Annotated in this window: 22 protein-coding genes and 1 riboswitch; of the genes, 10 read left to right on the forward strand and 12 right to left on the reverse strand. The window is 64.4% G+C overall.

Annotation, left to right across the window (positions count from 1 at the left end; all coding sequences use genetic code 11):
* Positions 1-17: 17 nt before the first annotated feature.
* Positions 18-740, reverse strand: a complete 723-nt coding sequence (locus QN084_RS08930) for a TetR/AcrR family transcriptional regulator (RefSeq protein WP_021473031.1) — start codon at positions 738-740, stop codon at positions 18-20.
* A gap of 129 nt (positions 741-869) precedes the next feature.
* Here QN084_RS08930 and ptsP point away from each other — a divergent pair, with 129 nt between their 5' ends.
* From ptsP to QN084_RS08960, 6 genes are all read left to right on the forward strand, one after another.
* Entirely contained in the window at positions 870-2,570 is a 1,701-nt protein-coding gene (gene ptsP / locus QN084_RS08935; RefSeq protein ID WP_031216722.1) for a phosphoenolpyruvate--protein phosphotransferase, read from the forward strand.
* A 61-nt stretch (positions 2,571-2,631) separates the two neighbouring features.
* Entirely contained in the window at positions 2,632-2,910 is a 279-nt protein-coding gene (locus QN084_RS08940; protein WP_062098398.1) for an HPr family phosphocarrier protein, read from the forward strand.
* A 135-nt stretch (positions 2,911-3,045) separates the two neighbouring features.
* Complete coding sequence (locus QN084_RS08945; RefSeq protein ID WP_021473028.1) at positions 3,046-3,465, forward strand: helix-turn-helix domain-containing protein; 420 nt, start codon at positions 3,046-3,048, stop codon at positions 3,463-3,465.
* Positions 3,466-3,545: 80 nt separating this feature from the next.
* A complete protein-coding gene (locus QN084_RS08950; RefSeq protein WP_021473027.1) occupies positions 3,546-3,788 on the forward strand; it encodes a hypothetical protein in 243 nt (80 codons plus the stop codon).
* A gap of 18 nt (positions 3,789-3,806) precedes the next feature.
* Entirely contained in the window at positions 3,807-4,601 is a 795-nt protein-coding gene (locus tag QN084_RS08955) for an alpha/beta fold hydrolase (protein WP_069696229.1), read from the forward strand.
* A 116-nt stretch (positions 4,602-4,717) separates the two neighbouring features.
* Entirely contained in the window at positions 4,718-4,960 is a 243-nt protein-coding gene (locus QN084_RS08960; protein ID WP_021473025.1) for a DUF6480 family protein, read from the forward strand.
* Between the two features lie 7 nt (positions 4,961-4,967).
* Here QN084_RS08960 and QN084_RS08965 read toward each other — a convergent pair whose 3' ends face one another.
* Positions 4,968-6,035, reverse strand: coding sequence for an ATP-dependent DNA ligase (locus QN084_RS08965; RefSeq protein WP_069696228.1), 1,068 nt, complete (start codon positions 6,033-6,035; stop codon positions 4,968-4,970).
* A gap of 215 nt (positions 6,036-6,250) precedes the next feature.
* Positions 6,251-6,400, forward strand: a riboswitch (cyclic di-AMP (ydaO/yuaA leader).
* Between the two features lie 2 nt (positions 6,401-6,402).
* Between QN084_RS08965 and QN084_RS08970 the strand changes: the two genes are divergently transcribed.
* Positions 6,403-7,686 carry a hypothetical protein gene (locus tag QN084_RS08970; protein ID WP_069696227.1) on the forward strand — a complete coding sequence of 428 codons (1,284 nt, stop codon included), beginning with the start codon at positions 6,403-6,405 and terminating at the stop codon, positions 7,684-7,686.
* Between the two features lie 254 nt (positions 7,687-7,940).
* On the opposite strand, the gene QN084_RS08975 is transcribed toward QN084_RS08970, so the two are convergent.
* The gene (locus tag QN084_RS08975) at positions 7,941-8,861 is read right to left on the reverse strand and encodes an AEC family transporter (protein WP_069696226.1); all 921 of its coding nucleotides are present in this window, start codon (positions 8,859-8,861) and stop codon (positions 7,941-7,943) included.
* A gap of 132 nt (positions 8,862-8,993) precedes the next feature.
* Entirely contained in the window at positions 8,994-10,208 is a 1,215-nt protein-coding gene (locus tag QN084_RS08980) for a PucR family transcriptional regulator (protein ID WP_021473021.1), read from the reverse strand.
* Between the two features lie 199 nt (positions 10,209-10,407).
* On the opposite strand from QN084_RS08980, the gene ald reads away from it, so the two are divergent.
* Complete coding sequence (gene ald / locus QN084_RS08985; RefSeq protein ID WP_021473020.1) at positions 10,408-11,526, forward strand: alanine dehydrogenase; 1,119 nt, start codon at positions 10,408-10,410, stop codon at positions 11,524-11,526.
* A gap of 178 nt (positions 11,527-11,704) precedes the next feature.
* On the opposite strand, the gene QN084_RS08990 is transcribed toward ald, so the two are convergent.
* From QN084_RS08990 to QN084_RS09000, 3 genes are all read right to left on the reverse strand, one after another.
* Entirely contained in the window at positions 11,705-12,523 is an 819-nt protein-coding gene (locus QN084_RS08990; protein ID WP_021473019.1) for a hypothetical protein, read from the reverse strand.
* Positions 12,520-13,077: an RNA polymerase sigma factor gene (locus QN084_RS08995; RefSeq protein WP_021473018.1), complete on the reverse strand. Its 558-nt coding sequence runs from the start codon at positions 13,075-13,077 to the stop codon at positions 12,520-12,522. The genes QN084_RS08990 and QN084_RS08995 overlap by 4 nt, the downstream gene beginning before the upstream one ends.
* A gap of 146 nt (positions 13,078-13,223) precedes the next feature.
* Entirely contained in the window at positions 13,224-13,949 is a 726-nt protein-coding gene (locus QN084_RS09000) for a hypothetical protein (RefSeq protein WP_069696225.1), read from the reverse strand.
* A gap of 268 nt (positions 13,950-14,217) precedes the next feature.
* Here QN084_RS09000 and QN084_RS09005 point away from each other — a divergent pair, with 268 nt between their 5' ends.
* Both QN084_RS09005 and QN084_RS09010 read left to right on the forward strand, forming a co-directional pair.
* A complete protein-coding gene (locus QN084_RS09005) occupies positions 14,218-15,405 on the forward strand; it encodes a hypothetical protein (protein WP_069696224.1) in 1,188 nt (395 codons plus the stop codon).
* Between the two features lie 25 nt (positions 15,406-15,430).
* On the forward strand, positions 15,431-15,904 hold the full coding sequence (locus QN084_RS09010) for a hypothetical protein (protein ID WP_069696223.1): 474 nt from the start codon (positions 15,431-15,433) through the stop codon (positions 15,902-15,904).
* Here the strand turns inward: QN084_RS09010 and QN084_RS09015 are convergent.
* The 5 genes from QN084_RS09015 to QN084_RS09035 form a co-directional block, all read right to left on the reverse strand.
* The gene (locus QN084_RS09015) at positions 15,901-16,950 is read right to left on the reverse strand and encodes a Gfo/Idh/MocA family protein (RefSeq protein WP_069696222.1); all 1,050 of its coding nucleotides are present in this window, start codon (positions 16,948-16,950) and stop codon (positions 15,901-15,903) included. The genes QN084_RS09010 and QN084_RS09015 overlap by 4 nt on opposite strands.
* A gap of 999 nt (positions 16,951-17,949) precedes the next feature.
* Positions 17,950-19,677, reverse strand: a complete 1,728-nt coding sequence (locus tag QN084_RS09020) for an ABC transporter family substrate-binding protein (RefSeq protein WP_021473012.1) — start codon at positions 19,675-19,677, stop codon at positions 17,950-17,952.
* 76 nt (positions 19,678-19,753) lie between these two features.
* Positions 19,754-21,916 carry a dipeptide ABC transporter ATP-binding protein gene (locus QN084_RS09025; protein WP_069696221.1) on the reverse strand — a complete coding sequence of 721 codons (2,163 nt, stop codon included), beginning with the start codon at positions 21,914-21,916 and terminating at the stop codon, positions 19,754-19,756.
* A complete protein-coding gene (locus QN084_RS09030) occupies positions 21,913-22,902 on the reverse strand; it encodes an ABC transporter permease (protein WP_021473010.1) in 990 nt (329 codons plus the stop codon). Before QN084_RS09030 ends, QN084_RS09025 begins: the two co-directional genes overlap by 4 nt.
* A complete protein-coding gene (locus tag QN084_RS09035) occupies positions 22,902-23,885 on the reverse strand; it encodes an ABC transporter permease (protein ID WP_062098423.1) in 984 nt (327 codons plus the stop codon). Before QN084_RS09035 ends, QN084_RS09030 begins: the two co-directional genes overlap by 1 nt.
* Between the last annotated feature and the right edge of the window lie 195 nt (positions 23,886-24,080).

The following is a 24,080-nucleotide window of genomic DNA, read 5'->3' on the forward strand; positions in this document are numbered from 1 at the left end:
AGATCGAGAGGACAGCTTTAGGAGCTGCTGGAGATGCGGTGAAGCCATTCCAGGAAAAGCTTCAATTCAGAACTGGACAGTTGGTCAGAATGCGAGGCCTGCAGTGCCGCATTCAGGGCGATTGCCGCAACAACCACGGAGGACTTACCGGAGTCCTCCGCTGCGGCGCCACGGGCGGTGTCCGTGGAGACGGCGAAGATCATGGAATCCCGGGTCATTGTTGATAGCTCCAGGTTCCGGTCTTCGGCCGGTTCGGCGATAAGCATGAGCGTGACGCCCACATTGGCCGCGAGGATGCTGCGCGCCGCTTCGCGGGGCGGCACATTGATCTGTCCTGAGATGGCGGCCTTGTTCAGCATCTCCTCCAGGAGGGCTTCCGCGTCGGCCACGATGGCCGGGCGGCTCTCCGGGCGAATATTGCCGAACATCACCAAGTACAGATGGGGCTGGGAGAGTCCGAACCTGACGTGGTTGTCCCACATCCGCCTGACGTCCTCCAGTGGTTCCCCGGACGGTGCAAAGTCGCGCTCCTTGGCCACGTACTCTTCGAAACCGGCCGACACGACAGCGTCGAACAAGCCCTCTTTGGTTCCGAAGTGGTGGTAGAGCGTAGGCGCCGTGACACCGGCAAGCTTGGTGATTTGGCGCGTAGAGACCGCTGACCCTTCCGAATTCGCCAGCAATTCGGCAGCTGCGCGAAGCAACCGAATTTTAGGCGGAAGCTGGTCATCGAAACTCATAGCCGCTACCCTAGCACCTATAGCGTTGCTATATGAAGTGGCTCACAGCACAATTTTGTAAGCTCGACTTCAAGGCTCGTGGTGCCGATGCCGCAGGGTCAGATCCAACCAGCAGGAACAGAGGATTCAGTGCAGAATTTCCAAGGAGTAGGGGTAAGCCCTGGACGCATCATTGGTTCCGTTCGGCAGATGCCCAAGCCGGTCAGCGAACCGCCCGCGGGCGAACGGCTCGCAGCGGACGCCAGCGCGGAAGACGCCGTCGCCGGTTTGAAGGCAGCAGCCCAAACCGTCCATGACGAGCTCAAGCGCCGGGCAGACACCGCCAGCGGCGACGGCAAGGCCGTCCTCGAAGCGACGGCACTGATGGCCAAGGACACCATGTTGCTGAAATCGGCCACCAAGCTGATCAATGCAGGAACCTCCCCCGAACGTGCCATCTGGGAAGCCGGCGCCTCCGTCTCCGAAATGCTGCATAATCTGGGCGGCTACATGGCCGAACGCGCCACCGACGTCCTGGATGTCCGTGCCCGCATCGTCGCCGAACTCCGCGGCGTTCCCGCGCCCGGCATCCCCTCCTCGGCAACCCCCTTCATCCTCGTCGCCGAAGACCTCGCCCCCGCCGATACCGCCACACTGGACCCCTCCACAGTGCTGGCCCTGGTCACCTCCGGCGGCGGACCGCAGTCACACACCGCGATTATTGCCCGCTCCCTCGGCCTCCCTGCCGTGGTGGCAGCCCACGGCGTCGACTCCGTACCCGACGGAACCGAAATCTACGTTGACGGCGCCGCGGGCCTCGTCTCCCTGGAACCCTCCGATGAACAGCGCACCGCCGCAATGGCCTGGGCGGAAACCTCGGCAACGCTCGCTTCCTTCGACGGAAACGGCACGACGGCGGACGGACACCTGGTGCCGCTGCTCGCCAACGTCGGAGGTGCCAAGGACGCGGTTGCCGCCGCGGGGCTGGGCGCCCAGGGCGTTGGCCTGTTCCGCACCGAGTTCTGTTTCCTCGAACGCGACACCGAGCCCTCCGTGGACGAACAGGCCGCGGCCTACAAGGCAGTGTTTGACGCGTTCCCCGGCAAGAAGGTTGTGCTCCGCACCCTGGACGCCGGCGCGGACAAGCCCCTGCCCTTCCTCACCGATGCCACGGAACCCAACCCCGCGCTGGGCGTCCGCGGCTACCGGACCGACTTCACCACCCCCGGCGTGCTGGAACGCCAACTCTCCGCAATCGCACAGGCCGCCTCCGAATCAGAAGCCGATGTGTGGGTCATGGCGCCGATGATCTCCACCGCAGCCGAAGCCGGCCGCTTCGCCTCGCTCTGCGCCGCAGCCGGACTGAAAACACCGGGCGTAATGGTGGAAGTGCCCTCGGCAGCGCTCACCGCGGCCACAGTGCTCAGGGAGGTCGCTTTCGCCTCACTCGGCACCAACGACCTCACCCAGTACGCCATGGCAGCCGACCGCCAGCTGGGCCCCTTGGCCGAACTGAACACTCCGTGGCAGCCCGCAGTTCTCCGGTTGGTGCAGCTCACCGTGGAAGGCTCGGCCGCCGAAGCATCCGGCCGGGAAGGCGATCCCAAGCCTGTCGGCGTGTGTGGCGAGGCGGCCGCGGACCCTGCGCTCGCCGTCGTACTCACCGGCCTTGGCGTCAGCACGCTGTCCATGACTGCGCGTTCACTGGCCGCCGTCGGGACTGTCCTGAAGACCGTCACACTGGAACAGGCGCAGGAGCTGGCCCGGCTGGCCCTGTCCGCACCGAGTGCGACGGAAGCCCGCGAGTGGGTGCGCGCCAAGCTCCCGGTACTCGAAGAGCTCGGGCTGTAAGTCCAGCCCGACCCGCCGCATCCAGCAAGTTCCGCAAGTTCCCAACCGCAAGGAGAAACCCATGCCCGAACGCACAGCTACCATCGCCAGCAAGTCCGGCCTCCACGCGCGTCCCGCGGCGCTCTTTGCCGAGGCCGCCGGTGAACAGCCCGTGGACGTCACCATCGCCATGCAGGGAGAACCCGCCGAAGACGCCCTCGACGCCGCCAGCATCCTGTCCCTGATGACGCTTGGCGCGGCCAAGGGCGATGTGGTGGTGCTCCGGGCAGAGGGTGAAGGTGCTGACGAGGCACTGGATGCCTTGGTGAAACTGTTGGAAACGGACCTGGACGCCGTCTGACTCTTGGCTTGCCGCCCGATTCGATGGCTCGCTGCGTGTTAGACGGTAGGAAACGTCTAACACGCAGCTAATCGTCGAAACGGGCGAACCGGCATGCAACACCGCCTTGGGGTGCAGCCGCGCTAGGCTTCTGCCATGGCATTGATAGCTCCCCGCGTTACGGCCGGCCTTCCCGCCGATGACGCCCGGAACCTGGCACGCTCGCTCCAGGACAGCAACGACATCACTGTGTTCGTCGATGGCACCGTCCACCGCCTGCCCGATCAGGCGAAGGACGCCGTCGTCGACCTCCTCGCGCGGCTCAGCCGGGGCGAAACCGTGACCGTCAGCAGTGTCGAGGAAATGCTCACCACCTCCCAGGCAGCTGAGCTTGCCGGGATTTCGCACACCTATCTGCGGAATATGACCGACCGCGGCGAAATCCCCGTGGAGTACCGGGGAACCCATCGCCGTATCCGGCAGGCTGCCATCATGGCCTGGCTGGAAAAGCAGAAGCGCAAGGAAGCCGCCGCCAATGCGGCAGAGGAAGCCGCAGGACCTGACGACACGCCGTAGACAGGGCGTGGTGATAAGGATCAAGCAACGATCCCGGCCAAGAGGCGGAGTGCCGCAAACGCCGGGGTTACGCTTATTTGGTGGGAAATTTCAAGGGGTGGCATATCGTGGCCGGCGCGGCCGCCATGGCTGTTGCCGCACCCCTTGGCTCGGCCATGGGATTGAACTTCGTGGCCACGTTCATGTTCGCGTGCGTTGTGTTCGTCGCCGTCGCGATGTGGACGGAATCAAAGATCGCCCGACGCCGGGAAGCAGCCAACGCTGCCGACGTTCACCAGAGCGCGGATGAATCAGCCGGGTCCGACGACCCTGCGCGGGAGTAGAACCGGGTGCGAGGACGATTGACACGCCGCACGCCCCTGCGCTCGGAAAACGTCGAAGCCGGCGGGCTTAAGGGTCGCATCCTTTGGACGAACGGAACCCCGCCACCCGGCTCGCAGCCATCGCCCGGCTCCCCGGACAGCCCCGTGTACATCCTGATTCACGGCATCGGCGTCTCACACCGTTACCTTGCGCGTCTCCACGCCGTTCTTGCCGCAGGTTCACCGACGTACTCGTTCGACCTGCCGGGTTTTGCGGGCACGCCCACACCGGACCACCAAGTCACGGCCGAGGAATACGGGGCCTTCATTGCGGAGACGCTGAAAGCGAAAGGCATTACCTCCTACGTGCTGGTGGGCCACTCCATGGGCGTCCAGTTCGCCATCGAGGCTGCGCTTCATGCACCGGAGCAGGCCTCGCACGTGGTTCTGATGGGTCCCGTGGTGGATTCGAAGCACAAGAACGTACGGCGGCAATCGCTGGCCCTCTTCCTGGATGGGCTCCTACGCGAAAGTCCGTCATCCAACTGGATCGTCGTCTCCGACTACTTCCTGTGCGGCCCCCGCTGGTACCTCACCGAGCTGCCCGTGATGATGGAGTACCCCACCGAGAAACGACTGGGCCTTGTTGGGAGCCCCGTGCTGATCCTGCGCGGCAGCCGCGACCACGTGGCAGGACCCGAATGGTCGCTGCGGCTCTCCCGAGCTGTTCCCCAAGGCAGGCTGGTGGAGATTCCGGGAGTGGGACACGTGGCCCAGCACATGAGGCCGAAGGCCGTTGCGGACGCCATCCGGAGCTTCGTCGCCGCAACGTAGGACCGTAGGCAGGCATAGCCTCACGACGGCGGCACGCCCCTTGTTGCGTTGGACGGGACACGGTTAGGCTGGCAGGGCAAGCCAAATAGTAAGTTTGCTTAGAAAGGGGTTTGACCATGACAAGCTATGACCCGGAAGACGATCCGCAGACCTTCGGAGTGTCCGGCGCGGCCGAGCCCGACAGCATCCACGAGGACCCGGACATGCGGCAGGACGAAGACCGCGATCCCGCCGCATCAGCGAACCCGGATCCGGACAACGGCAACGTCACAGGGCTTGAACCCGGCGGCGGAGTACCCCCGGGAGAAACGCCTCCAGCGGAAGACAGCATGAGCATGGACCAAGGGCACGAGGAATAGAACTCCCCTACTTCAGCTTGAGGATCTCGCCGAGGTTATAGTCGGCCGGCTCCTCCAGCTGTGAGTACGTGCAGCTTTCAGGAGTCCGGTCCGGCCGCCACCTGCGGAATTGCGTGGTGTGCCGGAACCGGTCTCCTTCCATGTAGTCGTACGCCACTTCGATCACCAGCTCGGGCCGCAGAGGAACAAAAGAAAAGTCCCTGCCGGCACTCCAGCGGCTTTGGGCCCCCGGCATCCTCGAACCAACCGCTGCTCCGGTTTCCTGGCTGGCCCACTCTCCCCAGGGATGGTCCGCGATCTCCACTTGGTACGGCTCCAACTCGGCCACCATCGCCTTCCGCTTCGCCATGGGGAAGGCGGCCACCACTCCAACGTGGTGGAGTTTGCCGGAATCGTCATAGAGCCCCAGCAGCATCGACCCCACGACGTCCGCCGTCTTGTGCCAACGGAAACCGGCCACCACGCAGTCCGCCGTCCGTTCATGCTTGGTCTTGAACATCACCCGCTTGTTCGGCTGGTAGGTGCCATCAAGCGGTTTGGACAGCACGCCGTCGAGCCCTGCTCCCTCAAGCTGCACGAACCATTCCTGTGCCCTCTCGAGGTCGGTGACCGCAGGCGTCACGTACACGGGCGGCTCGGCATCGGCGAGCGCCTTTTCCAGCGCAGCACGGCGCTCGGAGAACGGCCGGGCAGTGAGGTCTTCGTCGCCGAGGGCCAGGAGGTCGAACCCGACGAAGGAGGACGGCGTCTTCTCTGCAAGCATCCGGACGCGGCTGTCGGCGGGGTGGATGCGCTGCTGAAGTCCTTCGAAGTCGAGCCGGTTGCCGGAAATAAGGATGATCTCGCCATCCACCACGCATTTCTCCGGCAGGTTCTTCTTCAACGCCTCCACCAGCTCAGGGAAGTACCGGGTCATGGGTTTCTCGTTCCGGCTGCCCAGGATGACGTCATCCCCGTCCCTGAAGACGATGGTCCGGAACCCGTCCCATTTGGGTTCGTAGTGCCCAACCTCGGGAATGTTGGGCACGGATTTGGCGAGCATGGGCGAAACGGGTGGCATCACGGGTAGGTCCATAGCTCATGTCTACCGGCCGGTAGACGCCGAAAGCTAGTGCTCACCAGGGATATGTGGACGGTGCGTGGCGCGTCCGTCCGTCAGCGCGGGCGCTGCCGGCCCTCATGTACCGTCCGTTACATTAATGTGACTTTACTTCCCTGCTGCTGTAACTTCGTAGGGCGACCCGTATCTCCGCTGGGCCGCTTCCGGGCTGACGCCGAGCTCTGCCGCATCCCGGAATCCCGCCAGACCCGCGGCAGAGACGGGGGACCCAGAGTTCCCGGGCCTGTTCCCCGCAGGCCCTTGGGGTGAAGCCGCCACGTGCGGCCGGACGGCCTCGTCCGAACCCGACAGCTAACCTCGCAGGCGTTGAGAGGCAAACACCATGTCCCCAACCATGGATCAGCCGCGCCGTGCCCAAGGGGACGGCCAGCCCACCAAGCCAACCGGACGCCGTCGGGCCCAGCCCAGCGGTCCGGCCACCGAAATGGAAAGCACGAGGGCGGCACCCGCCACCGCAACCGACCCCGCCGCAGCGCCCATGACACGAGCACAGCGCCGGGCGATGGAACGCGAGCGCGCGGCCCAGGCAGTCGTGGCTCCGGAAGCTGCACCGAGTGCAGAGTCCGGCTCCGAATCCCCCACCGAAGAGCCGCGCACCGAAGCCATCCCGGTAGTTGCCGCTCCTCCGCGCTCGGAGTCCACTACGCCCGGACCGCCCACGGCCGCCATCCCCGTGGTGAAGGCCACGCCGGCGGAGCCTGCCACTGAGGCCGAGCCCGCGACTGCCGCTATTCCGGTGGTTTCGGCGCACGTTGCCGCCGAGGCCGGGACCGCCCAGCCCAAGACGCCGGCCCGGATCGCCGCTGACGCTACAGCCGCCGCCGGACTGGCCAGTCGCAAGACCGCCCGGGGCCAGCACGACGGCGCACGCCCTGCGGCAGGACGAGCCGCTGCAGGACGCAATGCTGCGAAGTCGGCCTTTGGTTCCTTTGCTTCCTCATCCTTCACCAAGGAACCCCACGCCGTCCTGACCAAGGCAGCGTCCGTGAAGACCATGAGCCAGCGCATGGCGGTGGTCGCCGGAGCACTGGGCCTGGTCCTCACGGTGGGAACGGTAAGCCAAGCCATGGACCTGCCGATCTTCGGCCAGGACACCCAAAACCAGGCCAGCGGCGCTAACAATTCCGGCGAAGGCCGGGCAACGGGCTCGGCCACTCCTGGCCCGACGCCGTCCTACTCCACCGCGTCCTCGACGTCGGCCGCTACGACGGATACCGGGCAGTCCGCAGTCGAAGCAGCCTCTCCGGCAGCGGCAGCACCGCCGTCGTCCACTCCGACGCCGCAGGTTTCGTTGGCCGAGCCCAAGTGGGTTCCGTCCAACGCCCCTTCGGCCGTGGTTCCGGTACCGGGCGTGACGTCGCCCGTTCCGAGTCAGCCGGCACCGCCGTCGGACAACATCACGGCGCCTTCGCCCAGCACGACGCCTTCAACGACGACGACGCCAACCACCACCCCAACGCCCACGCCGACGACGACGCAGACTTCCAAGCCGCGGCCCAGCGACTCCCCGAAGCCGGGCTCCGCCCCTAAGTCCAGCGCACCGACGGAGGCTCTGAGCTTGGACGTGGACGGCCTGCTCGACGCAGCCAAGGGGGTCCTCAAGTGAGCACCCGCATGCCCCGCACCACTACCCACATCGGCTGGCACGGCCGGTACTGCTGCAGCAGCCGGACGGCCACTTTCCGCCATCGGATGGGCCGCTGGAGCCACCAGCGGTTGCGCCGTTTCTGACGGGCGCCGCAAAAAAGCCAAGAAGGCAGGGACCCGGCAAGGGTTCCTGCCTTCTGTTCTGCCACCTGACTGTTCTGCCACCTGACTGTTCTGCCACCCGGCTCTTCCGCCCCCGGGTCACGTGATTCGCTACCCCAAGAGCCAGGCGACCACCAGCAAGGCCCCCACGCAGAGCAGTGTGGTCAGGAGGATGACGTCGCGCGCAACAACAGTGCCGCGGCCGTACGGGGAAGCGAAAAGGAACACATTCTGTGCCGTGGGAAGCGCACCCATGATGACCAACGCCAGGAGGTGCTGCCCTTCGAGCCCGAAGACGAACCGCCCCAGCGCCCAGACCACCAAGGGCATCCCCACGAGTTTCAGGAGCGTCGCCACCACGGTTTCCACCCGGCCGTCGCCCTTCTGCAGCGGAGCGCGGCCCGCCAAGGACATCCCGAAGGCGAGCAGCACCATGGGAACGGCAGCTCCGGCCAACATATCGATGGGCCGCTGGACCAGTTCCGGAACCTCCCACCGGGTCAACGCCACCACCACACCCAGCGCTGACGCGATGATCATGGGATTCCCCAACGGCTGCAGCACTACCCGCTTCCAGGGAATTTTCGCCCCTCCGGCCACACCAAGGATGGTGACATAGAAGGGCGCCAGGACCAGGAGTTGCACCAGCAGGACCGGGGCAACGTGCTGGGCCGTTCCCACCGCGTAGAGGGAAACGGGGATCCCGATGTTGTTGGCATTGGCATAGCTGCTGGCCATGGCTCCCACGGCCGTTTCGGCAACGGGCCGTCGGAAAAAGAGGAAACTCAGCAGGCAGTACAGGAGGCCCATCGCGGCAGCAGACAGAAGTGCCAGCGGGGCGTCGACGCCGAGCGCGGCCCGTATGTCGCTCCCGGCCACCACGGTGAAGAGCAGCGCCGGGTTGGTGATGTAGAAGGCGGTGCGGGTCAGAGCAGCCTGCACTTCCGGGGCGAGCAGTTTGCACCGGACGGCCAGGTAGCCCACGGCAATGACTGCCGAAATGATGAGGATGCCGGAGACGACGCCGCCCACCCCGCCCCCTTTCGCATTGGTAACAGGTCCCGCTTGGAACGGTTTCCCTAGTTACTAATCCTGCGAGAAACCGCTTTCTCACCCTAAGCGTACGGGCAGGGGCTGTCCATCGGAGTTCATCCTGTGGCGCCTTTAGATTCGTGGCCTGACCGCCCAGCGCCGGGCCTTCAGCGCGGCGTGAAGCTCCAGCCGGATGGCACCACTGAGGGGATCGGCTCCAATGAGTTGGCGGATCCTGCCGAGCCGGTTGTAAATGCTGCTGCGATGCAGATGGAGTTTGGCGGCGACATCCTGCACCGAACCGTCGTTGTCGTAGAGGAGCTCCAGGACGGGCAGGAGCTCACCGTTTCGATCCTGCCCTTCAAGGGTGCTGTAGTGGACGGATCCCGTATCGTCCCAACCGCCGGGCGCCTGCAGGCGGTCGAAGAGTTGATAGACTCCCACCGACCGGCTGTCCACCAGCTCTCCCAGCGACGGTTCGACAGCCGCAGCCTGGGCAGCCACCTTCGACTGCCGGTACGCTCCCGCAAGCTGCCGGATCACCTGTATTGGTTCGCTGATGCCTAGGATGATGCGGTCCACCGAACGGCCGGCACGCTTGGCCAACTCCAGTTGGTAATGCACCAGCACTTGCGCATGAACGGCCCGGCCGCCCGATTCACGGAAGAGGACCACCGAATGCGTCTCGGTCCCGGCGCTGAAGAGGGCAACATCGACGCCGATGGTGGACTGAAGCGCCGCGGAACGGTGGGTCAAGGTAGCGTCCAAAGGATCGACGCCGGACCCGGCACCACCGGCGTCCAGGATGGTCACCACCTGCCAGGGGCCCTTGCCCTGGATCTCCTTCCACCCGGCCACCGCAGCCACCGCGTTGGATTCCCCTCCACAGGCGGAGAGGAACTCTTGCTCCCTCCGGCGGCGGAACTCGGACTCCGCCGTGTTCGAGTCCAGCAGCAAGGCCGCAAGCAGGTCCAACTCGTCACGAACGCCGGGCAGTTGGGTGAGGATCGCCGTCGCACTTTGCTCCTCAAGGTCCTGCTGCACCCACAGGTAACCGACGCGGAAGCCGCGCACCAACAGCGGTACGCAAACGCGCCCCAGCATGCCCAAGTCAGGGTTGGCCGGAATCACAACGGGACGGACCGCCGTCGCGATACCGTGCGAAAGCTGCCAGGCGCTGACGTCGCTGGGCACACGCTTGCTGAGCAGGAAATTCACCCGGACGCGGTCCGCGTGGGACTGGTTGGAACTGTATGCAAGGAGGACACCATCAAGGTCCTCAAGGGACAATCCCCTGCCCAGCTTTAGCGCTACGCGTTCGACGAGTTGCTCAACGTCCTGCTGCATCAAGAAAGCGTACCAACAGCAGGCGACACTTGACGCTCCGCTTCTCGACAAATGTCGAGCACAGCCCTTGGTATTCCGCGGAACCCGCAGCCGGATCCACACCAGTCCATGTCACCTGCCTCACAGCCGGACCTATTCTGGAAGCACAGCCCACAGCACAAAAACCGGCCTTAAGAGGCCGCTGACGATGGAGCCCCAGATGATCATTGGCGTCCCCAAGGAAATCAAGAACAACGAATTCCGCGTAGCCATCACGGCCGCCGGCGTGCACGAGTTCCGCACCCACGGCCACACCGTCCTCGTAGAGCGCGGTGCAGGCCTCGGCTCCGGCATCACCGACGAGGAATACTCGATCGCCGGCGCGGAAATCGTCAACGACGCCGACGATGTCTGGGCCCGCGCGGACATGGTCATGAAGGTCAAGGAACCCATCAAGGCGGAATACCACCGCTTCCGCAAGGGCCTGATCCTCTTCACCTACCTGCACCTGGCCGCCGAGCCCGAGCTCACGGCCGAGCTCATCAACTCCGGCGTCACCGCAATCGCCTACGAAACCGTGCAGGAAGGCCGCACCCTCCCGCTGCTCGCCCCGATGTCCGAAGTTGCAGGCCGCCTCTCCGTGGTGGTTGGTGCTTCTTCCCTCATGGCCCCCGCCGGCGGCAAGGGCATCCTCATGGGAGGCGTCCCGGGCGTCCGCCCGGCCAAGGTTGTTGTCCTCGGCGCAGGCGTTGCGGGAACCAACGCCGCTGCCATGGCATTGGGACTTGGTGCTGATGTGACCATCATGGACATCAACATCAACCGGCTGCGTGAACTGGACGCCCTCTATCAGGGCCGCCTGAAGACCGTTGCCTCCAATGCCTACGAGATCGAGAAGTCAGTTGTCGACGCAGATCTGGTCATCGGTTCCGTCCTGATCCCGGGCGCCAAGGCTCCCAAGCTGGTCACCAACGAACTCGTGTCCCGAATGAAGCCGGGCTCGGTTCTGGTGGACATCGCCGTGGACCAGGGCGGTTGCTTCGAGGACACGCACCCCACCACCCACCAGGAACCGACGTACAAGGTCCACAACTCGATCTTCTACTGCGTTGCCAACATGCCTGGCGCTGTTCCGAACACCTCCACGTACGCACTGACCAACGTCACCCTGCGCTACGCAGTTGCCCTGGCCAACCTGGGCGTCAAGGCCGCCTTCGACCGCGACCCCGCCCTCGCAGCCGGCCTCAACATCGCCGCCGGCCACGTGGCTCACCACTCCGTCTCCGAGGCGCACAACCTGCCCCTCGTTGAGGACTGGCACACCCTGGTCTCCGCCTAACGGCTGAGCAAACCCGGGCAAGAAAAACGGCGGGGTGCTGCTTCTACGGAAGCAGCACCCCGCCGTCGTCTGTTCACCCCGCTGCGCCCCTACCGAGATGGCAATTAATGCCAATGTTTGAGGGAAACATTGGCATTAATTGTCATCTCGCGGGGGGGCTACTTCGCAGGGTTGGGGGCTACTTGGCGGGGTTGGCCGGAGCCTTGGGGACCTCCGGAACAACATGCGTGGGAACCGGCACCGGGATGTCGGACGGTTCAACCTTCGGTGGATCCAGCTTGGGGAGGTTTTCCGGGCTGACGGGCGGGGCGGGTAGCGGGAGTGCATTTCCCGGAACTGCCGGACGGGCGGGTTCCTTGGCCTGTTCGTTGCCGTTGGGTTTCCCGGGTCCGGATGAGGGCGCTGCTGGGGGCGTGGCTCCGCCTCCCGGAACGGTGCCGGCCGATTCTCCGGGGACGCCCGATGCGGGTTGCGGCGAGTGTGAGTCCTGAACGGGGACGCCTGCCGGCTCTTCCTCGTGGGGCGCCTCGGCAGGAGCCTGAGCGGGCGCAAACTGGTCCACTACCGAGCCAATGGCCGCACCCCAGTGCTGGAATGTTCCCGCGATTCCGCCCTCTTGTGCAGCGGCGGCCGTGGCGCCGCCTGCCAGCGAAACCGCCACGGCAAGTCCCGTGAAGGCTGCACGGCGCTTACGACGGCGGAAGGCCAGTTCGTCGCGGACAGCCGGTCTTGGGGTCGTGCCCGGTTCCGTTGCGGCTGCCGCCGACGCATCCGGTGAAGTGTCGACTGCGGTGAGTACCGCCGTCGTGGTTTCCTGCGCGCCTGCACTGCCGGTCATCAGCGCGCGCACAGCGTCCGACGGCGCCGGATTGGTGGCCGCGAGCGAACGAAGCTCCAGCAGTTCGGTGCGGATGTCCGCAGCATCGTCGACGCCGGAATCTGCCAGGAAGCGGTCAACGGAGGCCTCCGGGCGTTGCCGCTGAGGATGGTTGTTCATGCGTGCTCGTTCCTTTGCGGTGTCCGCTGCGCCAATGCTTGTTTCCTCAACGCGGTCAGTGCCCTGCGTTGCAGTTGCTTGATGGCCCCTTGGGACTTGTCCATGATGGACGCTGTTTCTTCGACGGACAGGTCGGCTACCACGCGGAGTGCCAGGACTTCGCGGTAATCGTCGGGAAGTCCTTCCAAGAGGTGGATAGCCCCGAGGCCGCCGACAGCCTGTTCCTCGGCCGAAGGTGCGCTGCGGTGGTCAAGGTCGGCATCGTAGGGGGCCGCGTCAGGGGTGCGCTCCCGCCGGCGGTAGTGATCCACCATCCGCGCATGGGCCATGGAGAACAACAACGACTTTGCCCCTTGCAGGCCGCCCTGAAGCGTGGGGATCCTGGGGTACAGGGCCAGGAACACATCCTGCGTCACGGCCTCCGCATCCTCCACACCCCGGGCCCGAAGGTATCCGAGGACGGGTCCGGAAAAGGTGTTGTAGGCAGCAGTAAAGAGCAGGCCAGGATCGTCCTGGTCTGCCTGGGCATTCTCTTCAACCAAAGGGTTCAGCACCCGCGGATGCCTCCATCCTGCGCAGCGCAGCGACGCGTTACAGCCCCCAAACCGTTGCGGCTGCCGTCCGTTACGTGGCGGGGCTCCGTGCCTGATCGCTCGGATCCGGCAAGAAGCCCCGCCCTTAAACCGTAGCTGCCTGGTGCTTAGCGGACAGAATCGAGGGCTGCACCAGGGCCTGCGGGCAGGTCCGTGGGAACCTGGGAAGGCAGTGCCGGAGCTGCGGGAACCGCAGGAGTGGCGGGAACTGCAGGAGTTGCCGGTACGGACGGCGTGCCGGGAACTGCCGGAGTAGCCGGAACGGCCGGGACTACAGCCGAAACGGAAGCATCGGCGTCGGCGTTTGCTGTGGCGTCAGCCTTCAGTCCCGCGGCCTTGCCGGCGTCCACAACAGCGGCACAGTGGGCCTCAACCTTGGCTTCGCCGCCGGCGTCGATGACCAACGATTCGTAGCCGGGGATCTTGGTGTCCGGCTTCAGTCCGCCGTTGACGAACGCGGTGCACAGGCCGAATGCTTCCGGGGTGGCGGCGACGGCGTCGTTCGCAGCGGACTTGGCGGCAGCTACTGCGTCTGCGGCCTTGTCCTGACCGGCGGCCTTCGCCTCTTCGGCCGTAGCCTTGGCGGTCTCGACGGCGTCAGTCGCCCTGGCAGCAGCGGCTTCCGTTGCGTCGGTGGCCTGCTGGGTTGCCTGCTCGGTGGCCTGGCTTACGGCGGGGGCAGGGGCGCCAACGAGCTCGTGGGCGCTCTGCTGGAGCTCGGTGGGGAGCGCGCCGTTGGCTGCAGCGACGCCGGTTCCACCGGCGGCTACGGCTCCGGCGGCCAGGACGCTCGCGGCGACTTTGCTCGAGGCGATGACAGAGAACAAGGACATTGAAGACCCTCCGAAAGTTTGGGAGATTGCCCCGGCAGCGACGTGTCCGCAGCCGGATGATCAGGGTGCGGACGCGGCCCGCACACCCTCTACATCGCTACGGACCCCGGCGAGGTTACGCCTTGGTGAAAAACTTTTTGACGGAGAAGGAAACCCACAGGAGAGAACTGCCCATCGCGCGCCCCTCTGCCGACGGCTAGGCTCGGGGAACGGCCTTGCTGAACTCCTTGTCTGCGGCCGGATAACTTTCAACGCAGGGGGAGCTGTTGTGGGACAAGGTTTGATTGGCGCCGACGTCGCGGATCTTCGGCGGCTGTCCCAAGTGATGGACGCCGAGGCGGACAAGATGGCAGCCCTTCAACGGCAACTAACGTCGTTGGTCCATGACGGCCACTACTGGCGAGGGCAGGACGCCGACCGCTTCCGTAGCCAGTGGAACAGCGAGCTCTCCCGGCGCCTTGCAGCGGCCGCCGCGTGCTTACGGGCCAACGCCAGGACCCTGCGGACGAACGCCACCCATCAGGAGCTGGCCTCACGCGGGGACGCGTTCGTCGCCAGCAGCAGTTACTCCAACTCCAACGGCTTCAGCATCGACCCCGTCACCGTGGGCCCCCTGACGATCGGCGCGGAGGGGTCTACCGGCGTGGAAGGCAGCAGCGAAGCACATGGCTCGCTCGGTCCCGCCGGAGTGGAATTCGGGGTGTCCGCGGACGGATCGGCAGGCAGTCGGTTCGTCATAACAGGCAGCGGGGAGTTCGGGCCCGTCAAGACCGTAACCACCAACGAAACGTTCGCCGGTGCGCGCGGGAACGGCAGCATCACCGGACACATCCCGTTCGGCTTCAACTTCCTGGATGGCCCGGCCCTTAAGGCCACCGGCGAGGCCTTCGTCGGCATCGAGAACATCACCACCACCAAGAGCGAATTCTTCGACGGCTGGGTCAACAACACCTCCACCGTCCGGGCCATGACAGGCGCCGAGGCCAGCGCGCATGCCAACGCCGGCCCGTTCCTTTTCGGAGGCGGCGGCGAGGCCTTCGCCGGCCAGAAGGTGACCATGACCAATGAGACTGAGTTTGCCGGAGGCCTCTTCGGGGTAGGCCAAGGCGGGGAAATCCGGGGCGGCGCGTGGGCAAGTGCCGGTAGCGCCGAAGTCAGCAGCAGCAAGGCCGACGGCGTTACAGGCTCGGCCGCGAGCGCAGGCGTCGGCGCCGAGTTGACCCAGTCGCAGTACGTGGAGTTCCTGGGGCAGCGGCTCTCAACCTCCGGGACTGTTGCCGCCGGCGCCGGGGAGGGCTACACCTTCAAGGCTTCCATGGACGAAGACGGCTTCACGTTGGGCGTCGGTGCCAAGGTGACCGCGGAACTGGGCCTCGGAGCCGGGGCCGAAGTGAAGATCAGCCCGTCCGGCTTCAAGGATTCAGTCACCGGATTCGTCGAGTTCCTGTCCAAGTAACCACTTCCCAGCGCGAAGGGCACCCATGCCGTCCACACAGCTTTTCCCGTCAACAGCCTTCCCGGCATTCCCTTCCATCGCGGTGGATCCCCCGGAAGGCTGGATGCCCCGGGTGGTGCCTGACGCCGTCGGGGCTTTGATGGGTCCGGCGGTCCCCGGCAGCTACGTCCCGAATGTGGTGATCACGGTGTCCCGCCGCACCCCGGACTATGGATTGAAGGACGTCGCAAACTCCGTGGATGCTTTCCTTTCCACCCTCCCGGACGCTGTCCTGCTGGGCACCGAGCCCGTGGTGATCAACGGCAGGGACTGGCACATCAGGGAGGCCCGGTACACCCATCCCGAGGCCGGTTCCCTGACCCAGTTCACGGCGGTGACAGTGGTTCAGCAGGATGTGGCAACCGACGTCGTCCAACTCACAGGCAGCTGCCGGGCGTCGGAAGACAGTCAGGACCTCAAAGCGATCTACGCCTTGGTCGCAAGCGCCGAAGTTGGCTAAACGGCCATCTCCCTCGCCTGCTCGATCAACTTCAGCACCTCTACGGAGCCGGCCGGATCCACTGGTGGGGGAAGCACGGAGGCCGCACCGCCGTCGTCGATCTTCTCCGCAAGCAGGCGGTAAAACTCAGGGTAGGCGCCGCGCTCGGTGGGAACAGGAGTTCTTTTGCCGTTGACTTCCAGCGTTCCGTGTTTCGCGGAATCTTCGACGCCGTAGTCAGCGTCCGTGGGCAGGCCGCCTCCCAGCAGGAAGGGTTCCTGCGGGTCGGTTCCGAACTTCACGAAGCCGCCGTCCGTGCCCAGGATACGGAAGCGCGGGCCGTGGAGGTGGCTGTTGAGGTTCAGCGTCACGTGGGTCACGACGCCGGACTCATGGCGGAGGACCAGGAAAACGTCATCGTCCGCCCGTTCCTGCGGCCTGCGGGCCGTGATCTCCGCGTAGTCGACCCGGGCGGGACCAAAGAACTGGACGGCGAGGTCCAGGACATGGGTGCCAAGGTCGAACAGGACGCCTCCCCCGTCTTCCGCCGTGGCGCCGGCTTTCCAGGCCTTGGAGATCTCCGGGGCCCAGCGCTCCATCCCCACCTCGAACCGGGTCACTGAACCCAGCGTCCCGGCGTCGAGCAGTTTCCGCACGGTGAGCGCGTCGCCGTCCCAGCGGCGGTTCTGGTACACGGTGAGGACCCGGCCCGCTGTGCGGGCAAGGTCAATGAGTTCCTCGCCTTCGGCGCTGCGCACCGTGAAAGGCTTGTCGACGACGACGTCGAGGCCGGCTTCCAGCGCTGCTTTCGCGAGTGGAAAGTGCGTTGCGGGCGGTGTGCCCAGGACGATGAGGTCCAGATGCCCGGCCGCGTCGAGGATGTCCTGCGGTGTTTGGACCACCGTTGCCTGCGGGTACCTCGTGCGTGCCTGCGCTTGGCGCCCGGGGTCCGATGTGGAAATCATGCTCAGCCGATAAGCAGGGTGGGCATCAATGAACGGGGCATGGAAGACGCTGCCGGACAACCCAAAGCCGGCAACAGCGGTACGGATCGGTGAGGAAGCCATGTGCCTAGGCTACCGATCCTCTATCACTTCCCCACCCCTCCCGGGCCTTCCTCTATCACTTCCCCACCCCTCCCGACGGACGCTCTATCACTTCCCCACCCCTTTTCAGCGACGCTCTATCTGGGCGGGCGCTATCCGGGGAGTCGGTGGGACATCGGGGAGCCGTACACGTTGATGGGCAACGCCGTGCCGGGCAGTTCAGTACGCCTCAAGCCGGTGCGCTGACCGGAAGACAACAACCAGCTCGCTGTCCTCTATTTCGCAAATCACTCGGGGGTCGCGGATCGTCCCGAAGGTCGGAAATGCCCAGCAGACGTCGTCGCCTGATAGCCGGGTCGAGCTTACGGATCTGCTTAGCAGCTGCTGCGGTGAACTCGATTCGATAGACGGTCAACGGTTAGTGCCGTTCTCCTTCAGCATCTCGTCAAGACCGATTCGAGTGCCGTCGTGCTTGGAGAGCCCGCAGGTCCGCCTCATCTTCGGGTAGTTCAAGTCGTTTCAGATCTTGGGCGCCGATCAAAACGGCCGCAACCTTGCCACGACGTGCGACGCTGATGCGCTCGTGCCCGTAGGCAGCGCGGTTGATGGTGTCCGAGATGTACATGATGTACAAAACGCCTTTCCACCCCGGAGCGGGAGCACGTCCTGTGAGGGGATGTGAGAGAAGGATGCCCAAAACGCGGCGGGATGTGGGAGAGCGATCGGTGAAAGGGGGTGGGATGTGAGAGAAGGATGCCCAAAACGCGACGGGATGTGAGAGAGCGATCGGTGAAAGGGGGTGGGATGTGAGAGAGGAACGCATGGGGAAGGCCGGGACTCCTCCGCGGGCCGTGGCACACACCAGCGGCTGCGGGAAATCCCGGCCTTCTTCAGGTCAAGCAGATCGTTCAGATCCTGTCAGTTCAAGCAGATCGTTCAGATCCTGTCAGATCAAGCAGATCGTTCAGATCCTGTCGAAACTGTCAGATCAAGCAGATCAGTCAGATCAGGCTTGACGGGCTACTTCTTGGCGCCCTTTTCCCAACCGATGGTGGTCCAGTCCGGAACGTTGGACAGGCTCTTGAACAGGGACGGACCGTAGTTGGCCAGGCCCGTACGAACGAACTGGATCTCCGGGCCGTTCAGGACGGTACCCATGGAGAAGTACTTCTCCATGTGCTTCTTCTCTACCTCCATGGCGGCCTTGTTGCGCTCGGCGTCGTCGGCAATGGTTGCAAGACGCTTGATTTCGGCGTCCAGCTCGGCGTCGCCCAGACCGTTCTCGTTGGTGGCGGAGTCGTAGTACTGCTTGACTGCGTCCGTGGCATCCGGGCCAACGGTGTAGCCGGAGATGGTCACATCGAACTCGCGACCGCCAACAACCTTGCCGAAGTCGGCGTCACCGCGCTGGTCGATGGAAACGTCCATGCCCGCAGCCTGGAGCTGCTTCTGCAGGGTCTGCGAAGTGGCGGCGGTGGTGGGGTCGTCACCGAAGTTGGTGATGCTGAAGGCAACCGGAACGCCGTCCTTGGCCATGATGCCCTTGTCGTTCGGGGCGTAGCCGGCGTCGGTCAGGACCTTCTTGGCCTGCTCGGCGCCGCCTTCCTTCACGGGGTAGTTGTCCTGGTAGTACTCGGAGAACGGCATGAGCATCATGGAGCCCGAGCTCTCTTCGGACCAGTTCAGGCCGTTGAAGCGGACATCGCGGATGGCCTTGCGGTCGACGGCGGTGAAGATCGCCTTGCGTACTGCGACGTCGGTGAGGGCCGGACGCTTGGCGTTGAGGTTCAGGCCACCTGCGAAGAGACGCTGGCCACGGCGGACCTCGGAATCCTTGGTGCCTTCGAGCTGCTTGTAACGGCCGAGGGTACGGCCGCTGGTTGCGTCGATTTCGCCGTTCTTGAAAGCTGCGATGGTGGCGCTGGGTTCCATCTGGCGCCAAACGATCTTCTCGAGAACAGGCTTCTGGCCCCACCACTTGTCGTTCGGAACCATGGTGACGGTCTTGGCGGTGGTGTCGTAGTTTTCAACCTTGAACGGGCCGGCCATCCACTCGGGGTGCATCTCACCGGCGAAGCCCTTGTTGAAGATGTCCGGGGTGTTGATGGCCGGGTGGATCAGGCCGAAGAACAGGCCTTCCAGCGGGTAGACCGGCTGGGTGGTGGTGACGATGACTTCCTTGTCATTGGCTCCGGCCTTGACCGAGTCAACAAACGCATAAGCACCGGCGCTTACGATGTCGATCGACGTGTCCTCGCCCTTGAGCATGTTCCACGTGTTCTCGAACGTCTTGACGTCGATTGGCGTGCCGTCGTTCCACGTAGCCTTGTCGTTGATCTTGATGGTGATGGTCTGCTTGCCATCCTTGACTTCGCTCTTGACCTCTTCGCAGAAGTCCTTGTTCGGCTCTGCCTTGCCGTCGAAGTCGAGCTTCCAGCAACCGCCGATGCCGCCACTGTTAATGGAGGCCGTGTTCACCGGGGTCATGAGTGCGGACGTGTCCGCGCTGTTGCCCACGTTGGAGAAGCCGTTGAAATCCGGGCCGATGCTGCCCACGGCCAGGGTGACCGTGCCGCCCTGCTCCAGGTCCTTGGCTTCCTTGGCGTTGACGCTGATCAGCTTGCTGATGTCGCCGCCTGCTTCTTCGGCCTTCTGGGAGGCCGGACCCGACGGCGTTCCCCCGCCGCAGGCGGTCAGCATCAGCGCTGTTGCCAGTGCTACGCCGCCGATCGTCGTGTACTTCTTCATGGTGTGCCCTTCATGTTTACGACTGGAAAATCATTGCGAGTTGAGACCAGGGATTTTTTCAATGCGTCATGTGTCGTCAGGCATGCACCACCAGCATGTCGGCATCTATTTCTCCATCCGGGAAGAAGCATGCAAACTCCTGTTTCCCTTCTGAGGCCAAGGGCGGCTCCAGATTAAGGCACTTCTCCTGTTTGGACGGTGGAAGCGCTGCAAATACGGGGCAGCGAGTCGCAAAATTACATCCCTTGGGGGCGTCCAGGGGGCTGGGCAGGTCACCTTCGAGGATGATGCGTTCGCGGGTGCGTTCCACTTCCGGATCCGGCACGGGAATCGCGGACAGCAGGGCCCTTGTGTACGGGTGCCGGGGGTTGTCGAAGACGTCGTCCACGTCGCCGGTCTCCACGATCTTCCCCAAGTACATGACGGCCACCCGGTTGGAGATGTGCCGGACCACGGAGAGATCGTGTGCCACCATCAGGTAGCTCAGGCCGAGTTCGGCGCGGAGCTGGTCCAGGAGGTTGATCACGCCGGCTTGCACGGAGACATCCAGCGCGGACACCGGCTCGTCCAGGACAACGAGCTTCGGATTGACCGCGAGCGCCCGGGCGATGCCGATGCGCTGCCGCTGGCCACCGGAGAACTGGTTGGGGAACCGGTTCACGTGGTCCGGTTGCAGCCCCACCAGGCGCATGAGTTCCATGATCCGTTTCTTGACCGCCGCCTTGGGCATGCCCAGGTTCTCGAGCGGTTCGGCCAGCACCTCGTACACGGTGAACCGCGGATCCAGGGCTCCGGTGGGATCCTGGAAGACCATCTGCATTTCCTTGCGCATGGCCATCTTGGTCTTGTTGTCCGTGGCGGACTTGTTGCTGACGCCGCCGATCACCACCTCGCCCGTTTGCTCGGGGTGGAACTCCATGATTTCCAGGAGGGTGGTGGTCTTGCCGCAGCCCGATTCCCCCACGATAGAGAGACATTCACCTTCGCGGATGTCGAAGCTCAAGCCGTCCACGGCTTTGACCGTGCCGATCCGGCGCTTGATGAGGGCACCTTTGAGCAGCGGGAAGTGCTTTTTGACGTCCTTGAGTTCCAGGACCTTTTCCCGCTCGACGCGGTGAACGCCGTCGAACTTCGATACCGGAAGCGGGGGCGCCTTGAAGATGCGGTGCGCGTCGGCGTCTCCGGCCAGTTTCTCGGACTTGATGCAGGCTGCCTGGTGGCCCTGGACAACTGCGCCATCGGGCGCCGTCACCGGCCACAGGGTTGGCTCGCCATCCAGGCATTCCTCGCTGGCCAGCGGGCAGCGGGGGGCGAAGGAGCAACCGGTGACGGGCAACGTGAGGTTGGGCGGCGTCCCTTCGATGGGCACCAGCGACTGTTTGGTGGCGGTATCCACCCGGGGCACTGCCCCCAGGAGACCCAGCGTGTAGGGCATCCGGGGGTTGTAGTAGATGTCCTCCACGGTGCCGGTTTCCACCGGCTTACCCGCGTACATGACCATGATGTCGTCGGCCATGCCCGCTACAACGCCGAGGTCGTGCGTGATCATGACGACGGCGGCCCCGGTTTCCTCTTGCGCGGTGTGAAGGACTTCCAGCACCTGCGCCTGGATGGTGACGTCCAACGCCGTCGTGGGTTCATCGGCGATGAGCACCCGCGGATCGTTGGCGATCGCAATGGCGATCATGACGCGCTGGCGCATACCGCCCGAGAATTCGTGCGGGAAGGCTTTGAGCCGGTCCTTGGGACTCGGGATGCCCACCATCCGCAAAAGTTCGACGGCGCGGGCTTCTTTGGCCTGTTTGCTCATGGTGGGGTTGTGGACCGTGAGCGCCTCGATGATCTGGTTGCCGACCGTGTAGACGGGCGTCAGCGAGGAGAGCGGATCCTGGAACACCATAGCGATGTCATTGCCGCGGTGCTTGCACATGGCTTTGTCGCTCAGGCCCAGGAATTCCTTGCCTTTGAATCGGACTGACCCGGTGATGTCCGCCGTTTCCGGCAGGAGGCCCATGATCGCCATGGAGGTGACGGACTTGCCCGAACCGGATTCGCCCACGATGCCCAGGGTCTTGCCGGGCATCAGGTCGAAATCAACGCCGCGGACAGCGTGGACAACACCGTTTTCCGAGTTGAAGCGGACGTTCAGGTCGCGGACGCTGAGGACCGCGTCGCCGGGAGCGTAGAGGCCTGCATCGTGGAGCCGTTCCGCGGGACTCTGGGAAATGTTGGTGCTCATTTGCTGGCTCCCTTTGAGCTCTGTGCAGCTTCGACTGCTTTGCCGGAGTTTCGCTTGGCCCGGCCGATGGAACTGGAACTGGGGTCGAAAGCGTCACGGAGGCCGTCGTTCATCATGGCCAGCGAACCCGTCAGGAGGAACATGACCACCAACGGAACCCAGAACATCCACGGGAAGGAGGACACCTGGCCTGTTGCCTGGCCGATCAGGACACCCAGGCTGACGTCCGGGAGCTTGATGCCGATGCCGATGAAGGAGAAAGCTACTTCTGCCAGGACTGCTCCGGTGATGCCACGCGTGAAGTCGAGCACCAGGAGGGAGCCAATGTTGGGGACGAGGTGCCGCCACACAATCCTGCGGGAAGGGACGCCCATGTACCTGGCGGCCTTGACGTAGTCGCGCTGCATGAGGGACATGGACAAGGACCGCACCAAGCGGGCGGTGCCCATCCAGCTGAAGAACAGCAGGACGATGATCAGCAGCAGCCAACTGGGCAGGTTCTTGAGTCCGCCACCGCCGTTGGTGGCGACGGCGACAACCAGGATGGCGGGCATCATGATCAACGCTTCGAGGATGAACAGCATGGTGGCGTCCACCTTGCCCCCGAAGAACGCCATGGTGCAGCCATAGACAGCGGAGATCAGCACGGAAAGGCCACCAACGATCAATCCGATGAAGATCGAGGTCCTGGTGCCGTCCACGATCAGGGCCAGGAGGTCGATGCCTGCCTGGGTGGTGCCGAAGAAGTGCTCGGGCGACGGCCCCATTCCGATGTTGAGGGGATCGATGGTGTCCTTGTCCCACGGGGTCAGGAACCCGCCAAACAGGGAAAAGAGGAACAGCGCCAGGAAGATCACGAGGCCGGCCACGGCAGTTTTGTTCCGCATGAAACGACGGAAGATGATGCGCGACTTGCCGATCACCACGTCCTGGTCTGCAACGCGGGACTCGTCGATTTCGGCGATGGGATCAATGATGTTGCTCATTACTGGACCCTCACTCGTGGATCGACCAGTGTGGTGGCGAAGTCGGCCAGGATGGCGCCGATCGCGAAGATCACCGACCCGTAGGCCAGGGTTGCCGTGGCGACGTTAACGTCCTGGAGGCCGATCGCCTGGATGCTCCACAGCCCGATGCCGGGCCACGCGAAGATCGCTTCGGCGAAGAAACCGCCCGTGAAGATGGCCGGGATGGTGAACGCGATGCTCTGCGCTACCGGAATGAAGGACACCCGCAACGCGTGTTTGCGGATTGCCTGGTTGCGGGTGAGGCCCTTGGCGCGGGCTGTCCGCACGAAGTCGGCATTGACGTTGTCCAGCAGGTATTGCCGCTGCGCAATCTGGTATCCCGCCCAACCGAAGATGGTCATCGCGAAGGTGGGCACGGCGTAGTGGGCCACAAGGTCAACGAAAGCCGGCCAGCCTGGGTCTATTCCCGGCGTCGAAATTCCCGTCACGAAGAAGATGCGTTCCCCCACCGCCTCGTTGACGCTGATGGCACCCAGCTGCACCAGGAAGTAGGCGATCGGCGCGGGGAGAATGTGGACCAAGTAGCTGTAGGAGGTGATGACCCTGTCCGGGAACTTGTACTGCCGGGCTGCCGAGTAGACGCCCAGCGCAACACCGATGATGAGGGTCAGGATGATGGAGGCGATGAAGAGCCGGGTGGAGACCATCACGCGGTCCGCGAACTCGGCGTTGACGTACGCTCCGTTCGGGCTGCGGCCCCAATCCCAGCGTGTGATGATGCCGCCGAGCCAGTCCACGTAGCGCTGCCACGGGTTGGCATCCGGGTCCAATCCCAGTCCCCTGAACGACGCCGATACCTGTTCCGGGGTGGGCCGCGGAATCTTCTCCTGCTCGAGGAGCGCCGGCTTGAGCGTAGAGACAGCCAGGAAGTATCCCGCGCTGGTGGTCAGGAAGATCATGATCAGGTAGATTCCCGACCGCTTCAGCAGATATTTCAGCATGTCGGGCGGCTGCCCTTGATCGTGGCAAAGCTCAAAGCTGGTCCTTCCGCGGTTACCGGCGGTGGCCGGTGTCAGCTACGAATTGGCGCAGGGATGTGTACCCCCAAACCCCTTCAGTGATCACCGGCCATGTATGGCATGGGTCACATTCACAAGGAAACTACCACAATAACTGCTTCATATTTGGCCCGTTGC

This window comes from Paenarthrobacter sp. R1, assembly GCF_030264015.1.
Taxonomy (GTDB): Bacteria; Actinomycetota; Actinomycetes; order Actinomycetales; family Micrococcaceae; genus Arthrobacter; species Arthrobacter ureafaciens.

Bases quoted from the DNA above. Each gene is read 5' to 3' on its own strand.
- QN084_RS08990 (WP_021473019.1), bottom strand. From the start codon at position 12,523: ATGAACAACCATCCTCAGCGGCAACGCCCGGAGGCCTCCGTTGACCGC.
- QN084_RS09000 (WP_069696225.1), bottom strand. From the start codon at position 13,949: ATGTCCTTGTTCTCTGTCATCGCCTCGAGCAAAGTCGCCGCGAGCGTC.
- QN084_RS09035 (WP_062098423.1), bottom strand. From the start codon at position 23,885: ATGCTGAAATATCTGCTGAAGCGGTCGGGAATCTACCTGATCATGATC.
- QN084_RS08945 (WP_021473028.1), top strand. From the start codon at position 3,046: ATGGCATTGATAGCTCCCCGCGTTACGGCCGGCCTTCCCGCCGATGAC.
- QN084_RS08960 (WP_021473025.1), top strand. From the start codon at position 4,718: ATGACAAGCTATGACCCGGAAGACGATCCGCAGACCTTCGGAGTGTCC.
- QN084_RS09030 (WP_021473010.1), bottom strand. From the start codon at position 22,902: ATGAGCAACATCATTGATCCCATCGCCGAAATCGACGAGTCCCGCGTT.
- ald (WP_021473020.1), top strand. From the start codon at position 10,408: ATGATCATTGGCGTCCCCAAGGAAATCAAGAACAACGAATTCCGCGTA.
- QN084_RS09010 (WP_069696223.1), top strand. From the start codon at position 15,431: ATGCCGTCCACACAGCTTTTCCCGTCAACAGCCTTCCCGGCATTCCCT.
- QN084_RS08940 (WP_062098398.1), top strand. From the start codon at position 2,632: ATGCCCGAACGCACAGCTACCATCGCCAGCAAGTCCGGCCTCCACGCG.
- QN084_RS09025 (WP_069696221.1), bottom strand. From the start codon at position 21,916: ATGAGCACCAACATTTCCCAGAGTCCCGCGGAACGGCTCCACGATGCA.
- QN084_RS08980 (WP_021473021.1), bottom strand. From the start codon at position 10,208: ATGCAGCAGGACGTTGAGCAACTCGTCGAACGCGTAGCGCTAAAGCTG.
- QN084_RS08930 (WP_021473031.1), bottom strand. From the start codon at position 740: ATGAGTTTCGATGACCAGCTTCCGCCTAAAATTCGGTTGCTTCGCGCA.
- QN084_RS09020 (WP_021473012.1), bottom strand. From the start codon at position 19,677: ATGAAGAAGTACACGACGATCGGCGGCGTAGCACTGGCAACAGCGCTG.
- QN084_RS08965 (WP_069696228.1), bottom strand. From the start codon at position 6,035: ATGGACCTACCCGTGATGCCACCCGTTTCGCCCATGCTCGCCAAATCC.
- QN084_RS08970 (WP_069696227.1), top strand. From the start codon at position 6,403: ATGTCCCCAACCATGGATCAGCCGCGCCGTGCCCAAGGGGACGGCCAG.
- QN084_RS09015 (WP_069696222.1), bottom strand. From the start codon at position 16,950: ATGGCTTCCTCACCGATCCGTACCGCTGTTGCCGGCTTTGGGTTGTCC.